This is a genomic window from Pseudoxanthomonas sp. CF125, from assembly GCF_900104085.1.
GTDB lineage: Bacteria > Pseudomonadota > Gammaproteobacteria > Xanthomonadales > Xanthomonadaceae > Pseudoxanthomonas_A.
This window is the reverse complement of record NZ_FNLD01000001.1, coordinates 914,083-934,423: the sequence shown is the minus strand read 5'-3', so window position 1 is coordinate 934,423 and position 20,341 is coordinate 914,083. Positions and strand designations below refer to the sequence as shown.

15 protein-coding genes are annotated in these 20,341 nt (G+C 63.1%); 11 read left to right on the top strand and 4 right to left on the bottom strand.

Features of this window, described 5'->3' with window-relative positions:
* Positions 1-7: 7 nt before the first annotated feature.
* Positions 8-1,102: a dipeptide epimerase gene (locus BLR66_RS04000; RefSeq protein ID WP_093280316.1), complete on the bottom strand. Its 1,095-nt coding sequence runs from the start codon at positions 1,100-1,102 to the stop codon at positions 8-10.
* Between the two features lie 39 nt (positions 1,103-1,141).
* On the bottom strand, positions 1,142-2,545 hold the full coding sequence (locus tag BLR66_RS03995) for a C40 family peptidase (RefSeq protein WP_093280315.1): 1,404 nt from the start codon (positions 2,543-2,545) through the stop codon (positions 1,142-1,144).
* Positions 2,546-2,861: 316 nt separating this feature from the next.
* Here BLR66_RS03995 and BLR66_RS03990 point away from each other — a divergent pair, with 316 nt between their 5' ends.
* The 7 genes from BLR66_RS03990 (at position 2,862) to BLR66_RS03960 (ending at position 13,010) form a co-directional block, all read left to right on the top strand.
* Positions 2,862-4,355 (top strand): transglutaminase-like domain-containing protein, encoded by a 1,494-nt coding sequence (locus BLR66_RS03990; RefSeq protein ID WP_093280314.1) that lies wholly within the window; start codon positions 2,862-2,864, stop codon positions 4,353-4,355.
* Positions 4,356-4,398: 43 nt separating this feature from the next.
* A complete protein-coding gene (locus BLR66_RS03985) occupies positions 4,399-7,347 on the top strand; it encodes a TonB-dependent receptor (protein ID WP_093280313.1) in 2,949 nt (982 codons plus the stop codon).
* A gap of 187 nt (positions 7,348-7,534) precedes the next feature.
* A complete protein-coding gene (gene lysA, locus BLR66_RS03980; RefSeq protein WP_093284312.1) occupies positions 7,535-8,824 on the top strand; it encodes a diaminopimelate decarboxylase in 1,290 nt (429 codons plus the stop codon).
* On the top strand, positions 8,824-10,416 hold the full coding sequence (locus BLR66_RS03975) for a serine hydrolase (protein WP_093280312.1): 1,593 nt from the start codon (positions 8,824-8,826) through the stop codon (positions 10,414-10,416). Before lysA ends, BLR66_RS03975 begins: the two co-directional genes overlap by 1 nt.
* 52 nt (positions 10,417-10,468) lie before the next feature.
* Entirely contained in the window at positions 10,469-11,149 is a 681-nt protein-coding gene (locus tag BLR66_RS03970; protein ID WP_255402380.1) for a M15 family metallopeptidase, read from the top strand.
* A 59-nt stretch (positions 11,150-11,208) separates the two neighbouring features.
* On the top strand, positions 11,209-12,231 hold the full coding sequence (locus tag BLR66_RS03965) for a serine hydrolase domain-containing protein (protein WP_255402379.1): 1,023 nt from the start codon (positions 11,209-11,211) through the stop codon (positions 12,229-12,231).
* Positions 12,232-12,233: 2 nt separating this feature from the next.
* Entirely contained in the window at positions 12,234-13,010 is a 777-nt protein-coding gene (locus BLR66_RS03960; RefSeq protein WP_093284307.1) for an N-acetylmuramoyl-L-alanine amidase, read from the top strand.
* A 105-nt stretch (positions 13,011-13,115) separates the two neighbouring features.
* On the opposite strand, the gene BLR66_RS03955 is transcribed toward BLR66_RS03960, so the two are convergent.
* On the bottom strand, positions 13,116-14,111 hold the full coding sequence (locus BLR66_RS03955) for an NADPH:quinone oxidoreductase family protein (protein ID WP_093280309.1): 996 nt from the start codon (positions 14,109-14,111) through the stop codon (positions 13,116-13,118).
* Positions 14,112-14,359: 248 nt separating this feature from the next.
* Positions 14,360-15,592, bottom strand: a complete 1,233-nt coding sequence (locus BLR66_RS03950; RefSeq protein ID WP_093280308.1) for an acyl-CoA dehydrogenase family protein — start codon at positions 15,590-15,592, stop codon at positions 14,360-14,362.
* A 189-nt stretch (positions 15,593-15,781) separates the two neighbouring features.
* On the opposite strand from BLR66_RS03950, the gene BLR66_RS03945 reads away from it, so the two are divergent.
* The 4 genes from BLR66_RS03945 to BLR66_RS03930 all read left to right on the top strand — a co-directional run bounded on the left by BLR66_RS03945 (position 15,782) and on the right by BLR66_RS03930 (position 20,335).
* Positions 15,782-16,498 (top strand): 2-phosphosulfolactate phosphatase, encoded by a 717-nt coding sequence (locus tag BLR66_RS03945; RefSeq protein ID WP_176943750.1) that lies wholly within the window; start codon positions 15,782-15,784, stop codon positions 16,496-16,498.
* Positions 16,499-16,585: 87 nt separating this feature from the next.
* Entirely contained in the window at positions 16,586-18,667 is a 2,082-nt protein-coding gene (locus tag BLR66_RS03940; protein WP_093280306.1) for a 3-hydroxyacyl-CoA dehydrogenase NAD-binding domain-containing protein, read from the top strand.
* A gap of 21 nt (positions 18,668-18,688) precedes the next feature.
* Positions 18,689-19,156, top strand: a complete 468-nt coding sequence (locus BLR66_RS03935; RefSeq protein WP_093280305.1) for a MaoC family dehydratase — start codon at positions 18,689-18,691, stop codon at positions 19,154-19,156.
* Between the two features lie 18 nt (positions 19,157-19,174).
* Positions 19,175-20,335 (top strand): acyl-CoA dehydrogenase family protein, encoded by a 1,161-nt coding sequence (locus BLR66_RS03930; RefSeq protein ID WP_093280304.1) that lies wholly within the window; start codon positions 19,175-19,177, stop codon positions 20,333-20,335.
* Positions 20,336-20,341 lie beyond the last annotated feature (6 nt).

Sequence of the window (20,341 nt, the reverse complement as noted above, 5' to 3'; positions counted from 1 at the left end):
GTCGGATTTACTCGATGAGTTCAAGGCCGCGGATCTCGCGGATGCCCAGGCCAGGCGCATCGGTTATCGTGATTTCGGACTCGTTGAAGATCACGCCGCCCTCCACCGGATTGAACAGACATAGCGAGGGTCCGTCCAGATCGACCTTGGTGATGATGTCGGCCTTGGCCACGGCCACGTGCACCGCGGCGGCGACGCTGATGCTGGTTTCCAGCATGCAGCCGATCATGCATTCGATGCCGTGCATGGCGGCGATGTCGGCGATGCGGATGGCGTTGGAGATGCCGCCGGTCTTCATCAGCTTGATGTTGATGATGTCTGCCGCACGCATGCGGATCAGCTCCACCACTTCCATGGGGCCGAATACGCTTTCGTCGGCCATGATCGGCGTGTGCACGCGTTCGGTCACGTAGCGCATGCCTTCCAGGTCGTGCGCCTTCACCGGTTGTTCGACCAGTTCCAGCCGCACTCCGGCGTCCTCCAGCGTCTGCAGGGCATAGACGGCCTGTTTGGCGGTCCAGCCCTGGTTGGCGTCCAGCCGCAGCAGGGCGCGGTCTTCCACCGCCGCGTAGATCGCCTTGACCCGCTCGATATCCACGCCGATATCCTTGCCGACCTTGATCTTCAGCGATTCGAAGCCACGGTCCACCGCGGCGATGGAATCGGCCACCATCTTGTCGATGTAGTCGACGCTGATGGTGATGTCGGTGGTGATGACCGGGTCGCCGCCGCCCAGCAGTTTGTACAGCGGCGCGCCGTAGAGCTGGCCGAACAGGTCGTAGATCGCTATCTCCACCGCCGCCTTGGCGCTGGAATTCTTCTCCATCGCGTTCTGGATCAGCAGGGTCAGGCGGTTGAGGTTGGCGATGTCCTCGCCGATCAGGCGCGGGGAAATGTAGTGGCGGATCGCGTCGACGATGGAGCCGTGGGTATCCCCGGTGATCACCGCGGTGGCCGGGGCCTCGCCGTAACCGATATGGCCGCTGTCGGTATGCACCATGATCACGATGTCCTCCACGCGGTCCACCGTGCGCAAGGCGGTCTTGAACGGCGTTTTCAACGGAACCCGCAACATGCCGAATTTGATGTCAGTTATTTTCATGGTCGGTTCTTGTGCTCTGTGCCGATTTTAGGGGCTGTCTCAGGGGCGGATGCGGACAATGCTGGTGATCCGGTCTACATAAGTGGTCTTTTCGTTGAACCGCAACGGCAACAACGGCGTGACCGAGACCGCGTTGAGGTGCATGGAACGCATGTTGCCGTCCGCATCCAGGAAGGAACCGCCGTTGGTGTCGTGGATCACGTAAGGTGCGCCGTCGATGCGGCCGATCATCATCATCACGTGGCCGGGGATGTAGATCAGATCGCCGACCTGCAACTGGTCGACAGCCGCGCGGCGGGGGCCGGGTCCGTCGTCTTTGCCGAAGGTGGTGCGGTCCAGCGCCGGGCTGATGCTCTGGTCGCTGGTGTTGCGCGGCAACTCCACGCCCATGCTGCGGTAGACCTCGGAGACGAACCCGCTGCAATCGCGGCCGTTATAGGAATGGCCCCAGCCGTAGCGTTCCCCCAGAAACTTGAACGCCTGCCGGATCAGGTTGGCGCGGGTAAGCGGTAAATAAGCGGCGGCCGTGTCCTGATTCTTCTGCAGCAGCGCGGGCGCGAAGGCAAGCGCTCCCTGCGCGTCGCGGATCGGCAGTTCGACCACCCATGAAGTATAGGAATGCTGGCCATTGACCAGCGCGTCGGAAGCGACGTCGGCCAGAGGCACTCTTACCCCCATATCCAGCTGCAATTCCGAGAGCTGCGGCTGCTCGCGGGTGAACACGGTGGACACCTTGGCTCCGGTAACGATGCGGTAGGGGGCTTTATCCAAGTGTGCGAACACCGCCGCCTTGGTGCCCGTCGCGATGTCCTCGGCCAGCGCCCACGCCTTGTAGTTGGGGCTTTCCACCCAGAGCCAGCGACCGTCGCGGCTGCGGTGGGCGATGGCCACCGGCGCGCCGGGGAAAAGCGCGCTTTCCTGGAAACGGTCGATATCGGTATCCCCCTGCGAGCTGAAGACACGCAGCTCGGTCGGGAATTTGCGCAATGCCGTTCGCCTCAGCGCCAGGCCGTACTGCGTGGGCACCGTAGCCGGAACCGCATCCAGATCCAGCGATTGCGCCAGTTGCTGCAGAGTGTCGGCGGGTACGGGATTGCCCTGCACATCGTACAAAGATCCCTCGGGCAGGGCGGACAGTTCGTTGATCGAGTCGATGATCTCCTGTCCGGGCCGCGTTGCGGGCAATGCGGACAAATCGTTCATCGAGTCGTCCAGACGGAACAGCTTTTCGTTCTGCGCGGCGATGGCCTGGGCGTCCATGATCACGCGGTCCGGCTGCTTGAGCTTGCCTACCCAGAAGTCCGGCGAAAGCTGCGCTTCGGTCATGCCGACTACGCCATGCGGGGGGACGGTTCCCGGAGCCGGGGGAGGCAGTTCGCGCGCCTGGGAGGTGCCGCATAGCAGCAGCGCGGCGGCGAACAGAGTCGTAGGAAGGATTCGCATGGTTTCACCTTCAGGCTGAAGCCAAGTGGGAAAGAACGATCGCCATCAGCGCGCCCGAAGCGATGCCGAAGACAGAACTGGAAATGGAAAGTCCCAGTGCCGGAAATGCCGACAGCCGGCAACAGGTTCGCCAGGGTGGGCCAGAGCCGTGCGGATCATTGATTCCCCTTCCAAGCCAGTACCGGTCGATGCCCGGCGCAATTCGGAATACCTGATTCTTATAGCACATTCTCTAAGAATAAATTATTGACGTGCGGGAATCCGCATGTTAGACAGTCATCTTGCCGTCATATACCGCAGAGGCGTCGCGACCCGAATGGCCCGGTTGTCCCTCAGTGCATCGATCGAACGATCCTGCTTCAGAGGCGTCGCTGCGGCGTTCGCGTTCGCATTGCTGTTGGCCGGACCGGCACTTTCGCATGGCGCCGATGGCGAGTTGGCGGAAGTAGTGACGCTGGTGGATGCGGGGCGATTCGCCGATGCCGAATCGTCTATCGCCAAGAGCCTTGCTGCGGACAATCTTTCTTCCCAGGATCGGTCGGCCCTGGAATTCCAGCGCGAACGCATGCGCAGGATCCTGCTGGACTTCACGCTCGACGAACAGGCCGCCAAAGCCCGCGTACGCGAAAAAGTGCCGGATCTGCGCGATGACGAATTCGCTCGCTGGGATGCCGCCGGACTGATCGAACACCAGGTGATCGATGGCCGCACCTTGTACTTCAACCGCGCGCCTTCCAATCTGTTCCGCGTCAGTGCGGAGGCGAGGGCACGCAGAAAGGTGCAGACGCCTTTCGTCGACGGGCCGATGGAATCGGTCAACGCGCATCATCGGCAAGTGCGGGATGCGGCACTGGGAAAGATCGATGCCAATGCCGGTTCGCGTCGGATCCGCGTCACCCAGTCGCTGACCGTCGATGCCGGTGCGGTACCCGCCGGCGAAGCGGTGCGCGCCTGGATTCCGTATCCGCGCGCGATCCCGGGGCAGCAGGAAGACCTCCGTTTCGTCGAAAGCTCGCCCGCGGCGCACAGCATCGCTCCGGAATCGGCGCTGCAACGCACGGTGTACCTGGAGAAACCGGCAGCTGCGGGTTCGCCAACAACGTTCTCCATTACTTATGAACTGACCATTCGCGGCCAGTACCACGCCATCGATCCTGATCGGGTTGTTCCCGCGCCGCTCACCGCGGAACTGGCGCCTTTCGTGGCCGAGCGCTCCCCGCATGTGGTGTTCACCCCGGCGATCCGCGAGTTCTCGCGCAAAGTGGTCGGCGACGAAAAGAATCCTTACCGCATCGCGCAGAAGCTTTATGCGGCCGTGGACAAGATTCCCTGGGCAGGCGCGCGCGAGTATTCCACCATCACCAACATCAGCGACTACGCGCTGCATGCCGGCCATGCCGATTGCGGACAGCAGACTCTGCTGCTGATCACGCTGCTGCGCCTCAATGGCATCCCGGCGCGTTGGCAGTCCGGGATGGTTTATTCCGACGGCGACTACGACAACCTGCACGATTGGGGCGCTCTTTACCTTGCGCCTTACGGCTGGGTGCCGATGGATGTCACTACCGGCCGCTTGGACGACGCGGATCCGCAGATCGCGGGCTTTTATCTGGGTGGGCAGGACGCGTATCGCATCGCGTTCAACGACGATTATTCGCGCGAGCTGGTTCCGGCCAAACAGCACTTCCGGTCAGAGACGGTGGACTTGCAGCGCGGGGAAGCGGAATGGAGAGGCGGCAATCTCTATTTCGATCAATGGGATTACGGATTCGAATGGAAAATGCTGCCGCTGAAGAGCAGCGCCGAATAGCGGGGCGGGAACCCACCAACCAACTCAGCAGGAGAGATCGGGGATGAACAGCAAAGTTTTGCGTAGGGCCGCTCTGTGTATCGCACTGGGGTCGTGTCTGGCGTCCATGGCACCGTTGGCGATGGCGCAAAGCGTGACCGGCGCAGTGGCCGGACGTGCCAATGCCGGCGAGCAAATCACGGTCACCAGTCCCGACACCGGCCTGAGTCGTACGGTGACGGTCGGCAAGGAAGGCACTTACCGGGTGGCGCAATTACCGCCGGGTGATTACACCCTAGTCGCAGGTAGCGGTGCGCCGATCTCCATCAGTGTGTCGCTGGGCGGCACCACCACGGTGAACCTGACCGGCGGAGGCGCAGTAGACCTGGACGTGGTGCAGGTTATCGGTTCGCGCATCGTGAACCGCGTCGACGTGCGCTCGACGGAAACGGCGACCAACATCACCCGCCAGGAGCTGGCCCGGTTGCCGGTCGACCAGAATCTGACGTCCGTTGCGTTGCTGGCGCCGGGCGTGGTCGCGTCGGGCGCTACTTTCGGCGGTCTCACCTTCGGCGGTTCTTCAGTGGCGGAGAACGCCGTTTACATCAACGGTCTGAATGTGACCGACCCTTATCTCCGTCGGGGTTTTTCTTCGGTGCCATTCGCCTTCTACGAAGAATTCCAGGTCAAGACCGGTGGCTATTCGGCGGAATTCGGCCGCAGTACCGGCGGCGTCATCAACGCCATCACGCGGTCCGGCGGCAACGAATTCCATGGTGGCGTGGAAGTGACGATGGAGCCATCGGCCTGGGCGGCGTCGAAAGAGGACCACTTCCATTCCGACGGCAGTCTCGATGAGCGGGATCGCACCAGCCGCGACACCAGCCCGTTGTTCAAGACCAACGTATGGGCGTCCGGTCCCATCGTGAAGGACAGGCTGTTCTTCTTCGCCATGTATGAGAATCGCGACAACGACTCGAAGGACATCGACACGAGCGACGCTTTCATCACCAAGAGCAACAACGATTTCTGGGGCGCCAAGCTCGATTGGCGCATCAACGATGATCACTCGCTGGAACTGCTGGCCTTCTCCGACAAATCCGACTCGGTCACCAGCACCTACGGCTACACCTGGGACACCTCTGAGCGGGGCGATTGGCAAGGCGACAGCAGTTCAGGGTCCGGCGGCGACAACTGGTCGGCCACCTATACGGGTCATTTCACCGATAATTTCGTGGCCAAGGCGATGTATGGCGTGAACAAGCGCAGTTCCCTCAGCGGAAGCCCATTGGACAGCGAGTGCAGCATCATCAGAGTCTCTGGACGCCCCAGAGGGCCTGAAGGTTGCCATCCGACCAATACCAGTGCCAGCAGCCGCTATGACAAGCGCGAAGCAGCACGCCTCGATTTCGAGTGGACGCTAGGTGACCACCTGCTGCGTTTTGGCCTGGACCAGGAGGTGATGGATTCCGATAGTTCAGTTGTATACCCGGGCGATGGCCGGAGCTATGAGTTGCAAACCGTCGTCCCCGGCGCGTCGCTTAACGGCACCGTTGTCCCGGCCGGCGTCACTCAGATCATCGATGCACGCCGTTACATCACGGGCTCCCCAGTCACGACAGAAGCGCAGGCGTTCTATGTGGAAGACAACTGGAGCGTCACGCCCAACCTGCTGTTGAACCTTGGCGTGCGGTTCGACAAGTTCCACAACAAGCTCGCCTCAGGCGCGAGCTTCGCCAAAGCCGACTTCAGCGACATGATGTCCCCGCGCCTCGGGTTCAGCTGGGACATGAAGGGCGACGGTACCACCAAGATATTCGGCAACGCGGGCCGCTACTACCTGCCTCTGACCAACAAGCTCGCCGACTATTTCGGTGGTGGAACCACGGACGAGCACACCTACTATGTGTTCAATGGCTGGGACGAGATGAGCCATCCGGTAACCGGTGAGCCCTATCTTGTCCCCAATCTCGGATCGCAGATCGGCCCGGTCAATACCGACGGCAACGTCCCCGCACCCGACGATATCCGTACCGAAGTTGCGCGCGACCTGAAAATGGTGTTCCAGGACGAGTTCATCCTGGGCTTCCAGCAGGCGATCAACCAGGAATGGTCGTATGGCGTCAACGCCACCTACCGCAAAGTCAACCGCGCCGTAGAAGACGTGCGCATCAACCGTCTCCAGGGATGCCCCGGGTATTCGAGCTTCCCAATCATCAACCCTGGTGAAACGGCGACCTTGTGGTGCGAGAGTACGAATGACTGGGTTGAATTCGACTCCTCCGAGGAGGGATACATAGCGAGCGGCAGCGGCGCGCTGATGGGTTACAAGAAACCCAAGCGCACCTACAAGGCGGTGGAGTTCCAGCTTGACCGCGCATGGGACGACAAGTGGTTCTTCAATGCCAGCTACCTCTGGTCCAAGAGCGAGGGCAACATCGAGGGCCCGGTGAGCTCGGACACGGGCTATGCAGACACCAACCTGGTGCAGTATTACGACCACCCGGCCGTCAACGAACGCTACGGCGTCCTGTTCAACGACTTCCGCCACCAGATCAAGCTGCGTGGCGGCTACAAGCTCAACGACACGTGGAGCTTCGGCAGCACGCTCTCCGCGCGCTCCGGCGGCCCCATCACCGCCTTTGGCGTGGTCTGGCCCAACGACAACCGCGGCATGGGCCCCGGTGAATTCAGCGGCGGCGGTTCGGGCTGGTTGTGCGTGGCCAACTGTTCCGACTGGCGTACGCGGGAGCTGGTCTATACGGAGCGCGGTGCGTTTGGCCGCATGCCGTGGGTCTGGGACATGGGCGTCAACGTGACCTGGACCCTCCCGGTCGAAGGCATTGACTTGAAGGCGCGCTTCTCCGTGTACAACCTGTTCAACAATCAGGCGGTAGTCAATGTGCATTCCCGCTACGAACGCCAGCCAGGCGTGCGGATGCCTTACTTCGGCCAGGGCACGGTCTGGCAATCGCCGCGCTACATGAACCTGGTGGTGACCTGGAATTTCTGATTCCAGTCGCCTGCAAGGCTGGGGCGCAGCCGTCGCAATGGCGGCTGCGCCTTCCAAATCATTAGCTAGGTGTCTTGGATGAAGGCATAGGCTCGACGGATATCCGGATATCCGCGCAGGAACAAGCGCGCATCGATCCGAGCACAGGAGGTTTACCGTCTTGGAGTGTTCTACCGACTCTGCAGAGATAGCGGCGGCACAGACAAGCCGGCCTGCCGTTCCAGAGAACGACCGGTTCGATGGCATCGACCTGCTTTCGCTGGGCAACACCCAGGCCACCCCGTTCTACGCCTACTCGGCCAATGCAATCCGGCAGCGCATCGCCGGACTGCAGCACGCGTTGGCCGGCATGGATGCGGCCGTCTGCTTCGCGGTGAAAGCCAACCCGACTCTGGCGATCCTGCAACTGATGGCCGAAGCCGGCGTGGGTGCGGACATCGTGTCCTGCGGTGAATTGCGCCGCAGCCTGCGGGCAGGAATACCGGCGTCCAGGATCGTCTTTTCCGGCGTCGGCAAGTCGGACGCCGAGATCGCTGAGGCGCTCGAAGCCGGTGTGGGCCGATTCAACGTGGAGTCGGCCGATGAGCTGGAAGCACTGCAGCGCATCGCCCACCAGCGCGACGTAATCGCCCGCGCGGCAGTGCGCATCAACCCCGATGTGGACGCACGCACCCACGGCAAGATCTCCACCGGCAAGGCCGAGAACAAATTCGGCGTGAGCATCGATGAAGCCAGGCAATGGTTCGCCGATGCGGGCCGGCGCGGCAACGTGCGGCTGGACGGCCTGCATATGCATATCGGCTCGCAGATTCTCGAACTGGAGCCCATGCGACAGGCATTGCGAAGACTCGCCGCCTTCTGGCGCGAACTAAGCGAGGACGGACACCGCATCGACAGCATCGATGTCGGTGGCGGACTGGGAGTGGTGTACCGCAAGGGCCACGACCGCCCCGTCGAACTGCAAGGCTATGTACAGGCGATCAAAGAGGCATTGGCGGGCTTCGAGGGTAGGGTAATCCTGGAGCCTGGCCGTTATCTCGTAGCCGAAGCCGGCGTGCTGCTGACTCGGGTCATCCGGGTCAAGGGCAACGACAAACGGCGGTTCCTTGTCGTGGACGCGGCAATGAACGACCTGTTGCGTCCCAGCCTGTATGACGCCTGGCATGACATCGAGAAGGTGGCTTCGGGCGAAGGCAGGGCGCAAGTGAGCGTCGCCTACGATATCGTCGGCCCGGTTTGCGAAACCGGCGACACGTTGGCGACCGCACGCATGCTTCCGCCATGCGCAGCGGGCGACCTGCTGGCCATACGCGGCGCGGGCGCTTATGGTGCGTCGATGTCCTCGACCTACAATTCCAGGCCGCTCATCGCCGAAGTATTGGTCGATGATGGCCGTTATGCGCTGATCCGGCGCGGGCAATCCTTCGAGGAAATGGTGGCGGGCGAGCAGGCGGCCACGTCGTGGAGGGCTTTGTAATGCTCGGTTCGTATCGGATCGCTTGCTGGCTTGCGCTCGCTTTGTTTTTTCCGTTGTTCGCATTGGCGGGAGAGGAATCCACAACTCTTGCAAGCGAGCGTCCCGGCAATGCCGAACTCGATGCCATCGTCGATGCAACAGCCGCCCGTTACCGCCTTCCCGGAATCGCCGTTGGAGTGATCGAAGACGGCAAGGTCGTCTATACCGGCACGCGCGGCGAGCTTGCAAGCGGCTCCGGCCAACCCATCACCTCCCACACCCTTTTCAAGATCGCCTCCAATAGCAAAGCGATGACTGCCAGCGTGCTCGCTCGTCTGGTAGATGCCGGCAAGCTGCGCTGGGAGGATCCGGTGATCAAATACCTGCCGTCGTTCCGCATGTACGACCCGTGGGTCACCCGGAACATGCAGGTCAAGGATCTGCTGGTGCACAACAGCGGTCTGCCGGAGGGCGGCGGCGACCTGATGCTGTGGCCGGAACCGAACCGTTTCAGCCGCGCCGACATCATCGCCGGCCTGGCGCATATCAAGCCCGCTTACAGCTTTCGCTCCGGTTATGCCTACGACAATTTGCTGTACGTAGTGGCGGGCGAAGTCGCCGCGGCAGCGGGCGGCGCTTCCTATGAAGAACTGGTTCAACGGGAACTGTTCCAGCCGCTGGGATTGTCGCGTTGCCGAGCGGGCGCATGGCGGCCGGACCAGGTTGGCGATGTCGCCCAGCCCCACAACCGTGTCGATGGCCGCAACATGGTCGTCAAGGCGGATGGGGCAACCGTGGAGCCGCTGGTCTCGGCTGCGGCCGGCGGCATCCGCTGCAGTCTCGACGACATGCTGAAGTGGGCCAGTAACTGGCTGGCGCCGGACGCCACGCAGCAGGCTTGGCTGTCGTTCGAGCAGCGGCAGGCGGCGTGGGTTCCGCGGACGCCCATGCCCATCTCCGCACGCCGCCGGGCCTGGGACGGCACGCGTCTGTTCGCGTACGGATACGGCTGGCGAATCGCCGACGTCGATGGGGCGTATACGGTTTCGCATACGGGCACATTGTCGGGAATGTATTCGGTCATGACCCTGTTGCCGGACCGTAAGTCCGGCTTCGTGGTGTTGATCAACGGCGAAGCGGAGGGCGCGCGTACCGTGTTGAACGAGGTTCTGCTGAAACGATTCACCAAGCCGGCGGATGGTCGCGGCGTGGCTTATTACGCCGATGAGCTCGAACGCGAATCCGAATCCAAACGCCCTGAGACGCAGCAGCCTGTCGTCAGGCGCGAAACACCGACGCTGAAGCAATTCGGCCAATGGTTCGGTGTTTATCGCGATCCCTGGTTCGGCGAGGCGCGCATCTGTCCCGAAGGCGGGCAAGCCCGTTTCGTTTCGGATAAGTCGCCGATGCTCTCGGGCCGCATCATGCGCAGCGGCGACCGATACGTGGTGGATTGGGACCACGACAGCGTGGATGCGGAGGCATGGCTGGATTTCCGCAGGGACAATCCTTCCGGGCCGGCGCGGCTGACCCTGGCCAAGGTCGATCCGGAGGCGGATTTCAGCTACGACTACGAAGACCTGGCCTTCGAACGGGTACGCGGCTGTGAGTGAGCGGGGGCAGCGAACGGCACACGGCCTCGCTGCGCTTCTGACATGCCTCGCGCTGGCGTGCGCGGGCTGCGCGTCCGGTCCGACGCCAGCGTCTGCGGTCTCCAGTGCGCATACGTTCGAAGATGCTGGCCTGGTCGATATCCGCACCTTGGTGCCCGACATCTCCCAGCAGATCCGTTACGCGGGGTCGGAGAATTTCGTGGGAACGCCGGTGGAAGGCTATGGCACGGCCCGCTGCTATCTGAGCGAGCCGGCGGCGCAGGCCTTGCAACGCGTCGAGCAGTCCCTGCGGCAGCAAGGATTCCGCCTGCGGGTGTTCGACTGCTACCGGCCGGCACGCGCGGTTCGCCATTTCGTTCGCTGGGCCGCCGACCTGCAGGACCAGCGCACCAAGCCACGCTATTACCCGAACCTGGATAAAACCAAGTTGCTGGGCGATTACATTGCGCCGGTCTCGGGCCACAGCCGCGGCGCTACCCTGGACCTCACCTTGCTGGACTGTCGCACACCAGACGGCCAATGCGTTCCGTTGGACATGGGTACGGAGTTCGACTTCTTCGATCCGCGCGCCAATACCGATTCGCCGCAGGCCACCACGGCGCAGCACGAGAATCGCCAACGTCTGCTACGCGCCATGGCGCAAGAGGGTTTCAAGAATTATCCGCAGGAATGGTGGCACTACACGCTGGCCTCCCATGATTCCAAAGTGCTCTACGACGTTCCCATCGAATAGCCTGCCTTGCAGGTCTGCGCGGAATTCCATCCATGCGTCTGGTCCTTTTGCTCCTGCTTATGACTCCTGTTTCCGCCATCGCTGCGAACGAATTCCCTACCCAGGCAGTGGATGCCCTGATGGAAAGCTACACAGGCGACGCGCCCGGCGCTTCGGTCCTGGTGCTGCGCGACGGTGTCCCGCTACTGCGCAAGTCCTACGGTCTCGCGGACAGGGAAACACGCACCGCCGCCACACCGACCACCAACTATCGGCTGGCTTCGGTGACCAAGCAGTTCACCGCTGCGGCGATCCTGTTGCTGGTGGAAGAGGGGCGCCTGTCGCTGGACGACGGCGTGCGGCGATGGCTGCCGTCGTTGCCGGCTTCCGCCGATTCCATCACCGTACGGCACCTGCTGACTCACAGCTCCGGCCTGATCGACTACGAGGATGTCATGCCGGCCGATTTCACCGGCCAATTGCACGATGCCGATGTCCTGCGCCTGCTGAAAACGCAGGACAAAACCAATTTCCCGCCCGGCACCGGCTATCGCTACAGCAACAGCGGCTATGCGCTGCTGGCGTTGATAGTGGAACGCGCATCGGGACAGGCTTTCGCCGACTTCCTGCGGCTGCGCATCTTCCAGCCGCTGGGCATGGCGCACACGCTGGCTTTCGTGGAGGGAGGTCCCGCCATCGCCGACCGCGCCTACGGCTATAGCGAATCGGCGGAGAGCTGGATCCGCACCGATCAAAGCGCGACCAGCGCGGTGCTGGGCGATGGCGGCATCTATTCCTCCATCGACGACCTGGCCAGATGGGATGCCGCGCTGTACGACGACCGTCTGCTGAGCGATGAATCGCGCAAGCTCATGTTCGCGCCGCACGTGGTTACCGATGTACCCGATATCCGCTATGGTTTCGGCTGGCGCATCACCGGCGAGACGTTATGGCATTCTGGCGAAAGCATTGGTTTCCGCAATGTGATCGTGCGTTATCCGCAGCGGCGCCTGACCGTGATCGTGCTTACCAACCGGGACGATCCCGAGCCCTATGCGGCCGCCAGGAAGATCGCGGAACTGGCGATCGGGTCGGGGCGATGAGCATGGCACGCTGCGGCGCAAGTCGTTCGATCAGGAAGCCACGCCTGTGGCCACAAGCCGGAGCGGCGCTGCTGGTAGCGCTGCTCGCGGGCTGCGCCCATGCGCCGCCGCATAACCCGCTCGCGCGCTGGGTGCCTTCGCCCAACCACAACGCACGCGAAGCCACCCTGATCGTCATCCATGCCACCACCCAGGACTCGGTGGAACAGAGCTTGCATACCTTGCGGACCCGCAACAGCGGTGGCCCGGTCAGTTCCCACTACCTGATCGGCCGCGACGGCGCGCTCTACCAGCTGGTCGCCGAAGACCGGCGCGCATGGCATGCCGGCCCGGGCAGCTGGGGCACGATCAGCGACGTCAATTCGGCCTCGATAGGCATCGAGCTGGACAACAACGGCAGCGAGCCGTTTCCTGCCGAACAGATCGACAAACTGCTGGTGCTGCTGGAAGACCTGTGCAAGCGCCTGGATATTCCACGCCATCAGGTCATCGCCCACGCCGATATGGCGCCGACCCGCAAGACCGATCCGGGTCCGCTGTTTCCCTGGGCGCGGCTTGCCCAAGCCGGATTCGGGCGTTGGCCGAGCGCGCCACTGGCCGATCCACCTGCGAATTTCGATCCAAGGTCCGCGCTCAGGATCCTCGGCTATTCGATGGACGACTATGCCGCCGCGGTCCGCGCGTTCCGTTTGCATTACCGGGGAATCGACGCCGACGCCACCGAACTGGGCGTCGAGGATCTGCGCATTCTGTATGCGCTGGTGAATATCACCGAATAGCGGGCAACTCGGGAACCTTCGATCTCTTTGGGTTCGATTTCCGCCGCTGGAGCGTTTGCCTGGTAGGGCGGGCACTGCCCGCCCTACGGCGGCTTATCGCGAGGCTTATTCGACCTGCTGTGGAAGCACCACCAGCTTGCCGATCGCCTTGCGGGCGAGCAGGGCGTCGAGCGCATCCGATGCCTGCGAAAGCGGGTAGCGTCGGGAGATCAGCGGATGGATTTTTTTCTCGCGCAGCCAGGAGAACAGCAAGCCCATGTTCTCCGCATTCAAGGCAGCTTCGCGGCGCACGAACTCGCCCCAGAACACGCCCACCAGCGAACTGCCTTTCAGCAGCAACAGGTTCGCGGGAATCTTCGGGATGTCTCCGGCGGCAAAACCGACCACCAGATAACGACCGCGCCAGCCCACGCTGCGCAACGCCGGCTCGGCCAGATCGCCTCCGACAGGATCGTAGACCACATCCACGCCGCGTCCGCCGGTCAGGGCCTTGATGCGTTCCCGCAAATCCTCGCTGGCATAGTCGATGGTTTCGTCGGCGCCGTGTTCACGCGCGGCCGCCAGTTTTTCCGTCGAGGACGCAGCCGCGATGACGCGCATGCCCAGCAGTTTTCCTATTTCCACCGCAGCCAGACCCACGCCGCCGCCGGCGCCCAGCACCAGCAGGGTTTCGCCGGCCTGCGCCTGTGCGCGGTCCTTCAATGCGTGCAGCGAGGTGCCGTAGGTCAACACGAAGCTGCCGGCCAGCTCCAGATCCTCATCGCCGATCTCATCGGGCAGCGGAAGAATATTGGTCGCGTCGACCGCTACTTCCTGCGCATAGGCTCCGAACATGGTGATGCCGACTACTTTGTTGCCAACCGCAAGGCGCTTGACCTCGCTACCGACGGCGATGATCTCGCCGGATAGTTCGCCGCCCGGCGAGAAGGGAAGTTCGGGTTTGAACTGGTACTTGCCCGCAACCATCAAGGCGTCGGGAAAATTCACCGCCGCCACTCGTGTGCGTACCAGCACCTGCGTGGGACCAGGAATGGGCGAGGGCAGGTCACGCAACTGCAGCGAGGAGGGAGGTCCCCAGCTTTCGCAGACGATGGCTTTCATATAGTTCCTGTTATCGGTGCGGAGGATTGTCGGTTGCGGAACGAATGGCTGCTTGAAACCATTACAAAATCAGGGTCAGCTAAATCTTGATGACGCCACCCCCGCGAAGGCGGGGACCCGGTGACTTTATTTTTTCGGGAGAAGCAAAGGCACTGGGTTCCCGCCTTCGCGGGAATGACGATCTTAGGAAGCAAGGGGGACGACGGTTTAGCAGTAGACGCGATATCCACCATCTGTGCGGGCCCCGCTCAATCCTCGGCGCGAACTGCATGCTTGGCCAATTCCAGCCGCGCGATGGTGCCGCGGTGCACTTCGTCGGGACCATCGGCGATGCGCAGCGTGCGGATACCCGCATACAGGCCGGCCAGCGGGAAGTCCTCGGTCACCCCGGCGCCACCATGGGCCTGGATGGCCCAGTCGATGATCTGGCAGGCCATGTTGGGCGCCACCACCTTGATCATCGCAATCTCCGCGCGCGCCACCTTGTTGCCTACGGTATCCATCATGTACGCCGCTTTCAGCGTAAGCAGGCGCGCCTGTTCGATCATGCAGCGGGCTTCGGCGATGCGTTCGTGCCATACCGATTGGTCGCCGATGCGCTTGCCGAAGGCCACGCGCGCCTGCACGCGCTTGCACAACAGCTCCAGCGCCCGTTCCGCCACGCCTATGGTGCGCATGCAATGGTGGATGCGTCCGGGTCCCAGGCGTCCCTGCGCGATTTCGAAGCCGCGGCCTTCGCCCAGCAGCAGATTGCCGGCGGGCACGCGCACGCCGCGCAGCTCTATTTCCATGTGGCCGTGCGGCGCGTCGTCGTAACCGAATACCGGTAGTGGGCGGATCACCTCGATGCCGGGCGTGTTCGCGGGTACCAGCACCATCGATTGCTGTTGATGGGCCGGTGCGGCCGGGTCGGTCTTGCCCATGACGATGTAGAGCGCGCAGCGCGGATCTCCCGCGCCCGAGGCGAACCACTTGCGCCCATCGATCACGTACTCGTCGCCATCGCGGCGGATAGAGCACTGGATGTTGGTGGCGTCGGAAGAGGCCACCGCCGGTTCGGTCATCAGGAACGCGGAACGGATCTCGCCGGCCAGCAACGGCTCCAGCCACCGATCCTTTTGCGCGTCGCTGCCGTAGCGCTCCAGGGTTTCCATGTTGCCGGTGTCGGGCGCCGAGCAGTTGAACACTTCCGGCGCCCACATGACCCGCCCCATGATCTCGCACAGCGGCGCGTATTCCAGGTTGGACAACCCCTGCGGTGCGCGCGATGACTTGGGAAGAAAGAGATTCCACAGGCCGCGCTCGCGCGCCTGCGGTTTCAGCTGCTCGATGACCGGTACCGGCAGCCAGGCGTTGCCGGCGGCGCGATGGCGCCCGACTTGCTCCAGGTACACCGCTTCGTTGGGATAAATGGAGGTGTCGAAGAAGCGCATCAGCTCGGCGCGCAGATTTTCGACCTTGGGGCTGTAAGAGAAATCCACGCGACCTCCAATAATCTGAACTCATAAGTTCCACATAATGGAACTGTGTTCTATGCAGAGTTCTGCATCGTAAGAGTACCGACGCATAACTGGCAAGCCTGCTTCTGCGACTTGTCGAAGCAGCATGGGCTCAGTACGATGAATCATCTGCTTGTCATTAGTTCTGTTGTACGGAACTTAGAGAATCCCATGCCCAAGCTGCACGTGCTGTTCAAGAAGGAGGATCTGGACCAGAGCCGCCTTCAGGACAAGGTAGTGGTCGTGCTGGACGTGCTGTTCGCCACGTCGACCATCGTGCACGCCTTCGCCCAGGGCATCGATCGCATCTGGCCGGCACGCGATGCCGACGACGCTTTGCGCATCGCAGCGAACCTGGAGTCGCCGATGCTGGCCGGCGAGTATCTGGCCGAAGGATTGCCGGGCTTCGGACCTTCCACGCCCTTGGCGCTTGCCGACAGCGGCATCCATGGTTCCACCCTGGTCTACGCCACCACCAACGGCACCGTGGCTTTGAACAGCGCTGCCGCTGCCGCCCACGTCTATGTCGGCGCGCTGTTGAACGGCGCGGCGTTGGCCGCTTACGTAGCACGCAGGCATCCGCAGGCCCAGGTGCTGCTGCTGTGTTCGGGTTCGGTCGACAGTTTCAATCTTGAAGACTTCTACGGCGCCGGGCATATCGCTACGCACTTCGAGCGCATCGGCGGCTACTCGCCGACCGATGCGGCGCTTGCGGCGATACTGCTTTGCCGCAGCTGCGATGCGCCGACCACGCTGCGCGCCTCGCGGGTGGGGCGGATCATGCGGGCGCATGGCTTGCAGCACGAAGTGGATTGCGCAGCGCAGTTCGACACGCACGACGTGGTGCCGGAGCTCAACGACGGCTGCCTGCGGTTGGCGGCGGCATGAGCGTTCCGGGCCAACACGCCGTGGTCACCTACCGCAACGATCATCGATCGCATCGTCGCAGTCATTCGCCGGACACAGGAAGCAGACATGTCAGTCAAGTATGAAACCCGCGGCGGCGTTGCGATCCTCACCCTGCATAACCCGCCGGTCAACGGCCTGGGCCTGGCCACGCGCCGCGGTCTGAGCGAGTCGCTGGCGCAGGCGCTGGACGACGCCTCGGTGAAAGCCATCGTGGTCGCCGGCAACACACGTGCGTTTTCCGGCGGCGCGGACATCAGCGAGTTCAACACGCCGCAGGCCGGCATGGAGCCCACCTTGCCGACGGTGATCGCCGCCTTCGAGCGCAGCGCCAAGCCGGTGGTGGCGGCCATCGAAGGCCTTGCCCTGGGCGGCGGGCTGGAACTGGCGCTGGGCATGCATCATCGCGTGGCCGACAAGCGCGCGCAGATCGGCCTGCCGGAAGTGAAGCTGGGCCTGTTGCCGGGCGCCGGCGGCACGCAGCGGTTCCCGCGCGCGGTAGGGCTTGAAGCGGCGGTCAACATGATCGTTTCCGGCACGCCTGTCCCCGCCGGAAAGTTGGCGGCGACCAGATTGTTCGACCGGGTGGTGGAAAGCGACGTCCTGCAGGCCGCCATCGATGTGGCGAACGAAGCCGCCGGCTCGGGCGCGTTGCCGAAGGTGCGCGACTGGAAGATCGAGCATCCCGACGTGGAAGGCTTCCTCGGATCCTCGCGCGCCGCTGTCGCTGCGGCGTCGGCCCACTATCCCGCGCCGCTCAAATGCCTGGATGCGATCGAGGCAGCGGTGAAACAACCTTTCGACAAGGGCATCGAAGTCGAGCGCGAGGCCTTCGCCGCGCTGATCCGGACCACCGAATCCAAAGCGCTGCGCCACGGCTTCTTCGGCGAGCGCGCCGCCGGCAAGATCGCCGATATCGGGCCGGAGGTCGCATTACGCGAGGTGAAGCAGGTCGGCGTGATCGGCGCAGGAACCATGGGCGGCGGCATCACCATGAACTTCCTCAATGCCGGCATTCCGGTGACGCTGCTGGAAACCAGACAGGATGCACTGGATCGCGGCCTGGCCACCATCCGCAAGAACTACGAGAACAGCGCGAAGAAAGGCAAGCTGACCGCCGAACAAGTGGAACAGCGCATGGGCCTGATCACGCCGACCCTGGACTATGCCGGCCTCAAGCAAGCCGATCTGATAGTCGAAGCGGTGTTCGAGGAATACGGCGTCAAGCAATCGGTCTTCACCCACCTCGACGCGGTGGCCAAGCCGGGGGCCATTCTCGCCAGCAACACTTCCACTCTGGATGTAGACCGCATCGCCGCTTTCACCGGCCGTCCGCAAGACGTGCTGGGCATGCATTTTTTCAGTCCTGCCAACGTGATGAAATTGCTGGAGGTCGTACGCGGCAAGGCCACCGCCAAGGATGTGCTGGCCACGGTAATGGCCCTGGCCAGGAAGATCGGCAAGACCGCGGTGGTGTCGGGCGTGTGCGACGGCTTCATCGGCAATCGCATGATCGAGCAGTACAGCCGCCAGGCCGGATTCCTGCTGGACGAAGGCGCATTGCCGCAGCAGGTGGACAAGGCCATGGAGAAATTCGGTTTCGCCATGGGTCCGTTCCGCATGGGCGATCTGGCCGGCAACGACATCGGCTGGGCGATCCGCAAGCGGCGCTACGTGGAAAAGCCGCATATGACCTACTCGAAAACGGCGGACCTGGTGTGCGAGCTGGGCCGTTACGGGCAGAAGACCGGCGCGGGCTGGTACGACTACAAGCCGGGCGACCGCACCGCGTATCCCTCGCAGGTGGTCGACGAGTTGATCGAGAAGCATTCGAAGGACCTGGGAATCGTGCGCCGTGCCATCAGCGACGAAGAAATCGTCGAGCGTCTGGTCTACGCGCTGGTCAACGAAGGCGCGTACCTCCTGGAAGAAGGCATCGCCGCCAAGGCCTCGGATATCGACATCGTGTACCTGGCCGGCTACGGTTTCCCGATCTGGCGCGGCGGCCCGATGTTCTACGCCGACACGGTCGGCCTCGGCAACGTGCTGGCCGCCATGCGGCGCTACGCCAAGGGGCATGAAGGAGCGGCGTGGGAACCGGCGCCGCTGCTGGTGCGGCTTGCCGAAACCGGGCAATCGTTCAATCCATGACCGCCTGACCGGACCCGGCCGATGCGCGTACTCGAAAACCTGGATGCGTTGCCGGCGTGGATAGGGCGGGAGGTCGCCTGCAGCGACTGGCTGACAGTGGATCAATCGCGCATCCAGCGTTTCGCCGATGCCAGCGGCGACCAGCAATGGATCCACACCGACCCGGAACGCGCGCTGCGCGAATCGCCTTACAAGTCGACGATCGCCCACGGCTACCTGACCCTGTCGCTGTTGCCGCATCTGCTGGAAAGCTGCCTGCGCATCGACGGTGTCGGCATGGCGATCAACTACGGTCTGGACCGCGTGCGCTTTCCGGCGCCATTGCTGGCCGGCCAGCGCGTGCGGGCCCGGCTGGCGCTGGAGCGCCTGGAATCGGTCGCCGGCGGCATGCAGGCGCATTGGGCCGCGACCGTCGAACTCGAACATGGCGACAAACCCGCCTGCGTCGCGCAGATGCTGGTGCGCTATTACCGCCTTTCCGCTACCTGATTCGACAACGGAGTCCGCATGGATCTCGATTTCAACCTGGAAGAGCGTGCGTTCCGCGACGAGGTGCGGCGGTTCCTCGCCGCCGAGCTGCCCGCCGACATTCGCGACCGCATGTATCGCGACGATGGCAGCCGGATCCGCGACGACATCGTGCGCTGGCAGAAGATCCTGCATGCCAAGGGATGGGGTGCGCCCGCCTGGCCGGTGGAATTCGGCGGCACCGGCTGGAGCAAGACCCAGCAGTACATCTTCGAGAACGAATGCGCCCTGGCCGACGCGCCGGCGCAACTGGCTTTCGGCATCAAGATGGTCGCGCCGGTGATCATGCGCTACGGCAGTGCGGAGCAGCAGCAGCGCTTCCTGCCGCGCATCCTGGCGGCCGAGGACTGGTGGTGCCAGGGCTATTCGGAAACCGGCTCCGGTTCGGACCTGGCCTCGTTGAAGATGAAGGCCGAGCGCGACGGCGACGAATACGTGCTCAACGGCCAGAAGGTCTGGAACACGCTGGGACAGTTCGCCGACTGGATCTTCTGCCTGGTGCGCACCGATCCGTCCGCCAAGCCGCAGAAAGGCATTTCCTTCGTGCTAATCGACATGAAGACGCCCGGCATCAGTGTGCGTCCGACACGGCTGCTGGACGGGACCTTCGAAGTCAACGAAATCCGCTTCGACGACGTGCGGGTACCGGTATCCAACCGGGTCGGCGAAGAAAACCAGGGCTGGACCTACGCCAAGTTCCTGCTCGGCCACGAGCGCACCAACATCGCCGGCATCGGCTTCTGCAAGCGCGAGCTGTTGCGCCTGAAGCAGGATGCGGCGGGCACGATCAAGGACGGACGCAGCCTGCTGGAGGACCCCGCATTCGGCAACAAGGTCGCCCAGGTCGAGATCGAACTCACGGCGCTGGAAGTCACCAACCTGCGGGTGATCTTCGCAGAAGCCGCCAACCACGCACCGGGCCCGGAAGCGTCGATGCTGAAGATACGCGGTACCGAGATCATGCAGCGCATCTCCGAACTGCAGGTGGAGTTGCTGGGTCCGGCCGCGTTGGCCTACCGGCCCGACCACGACGGCTCGCGCGCCACCGCCGCTTATCTGAATCTGCGCAAGCTGAGCATCTTCGGCGGATCCAACGAGATCCAGCGCAACATCATCGCCCACATGATTCTCGGATTGTAGGAACTC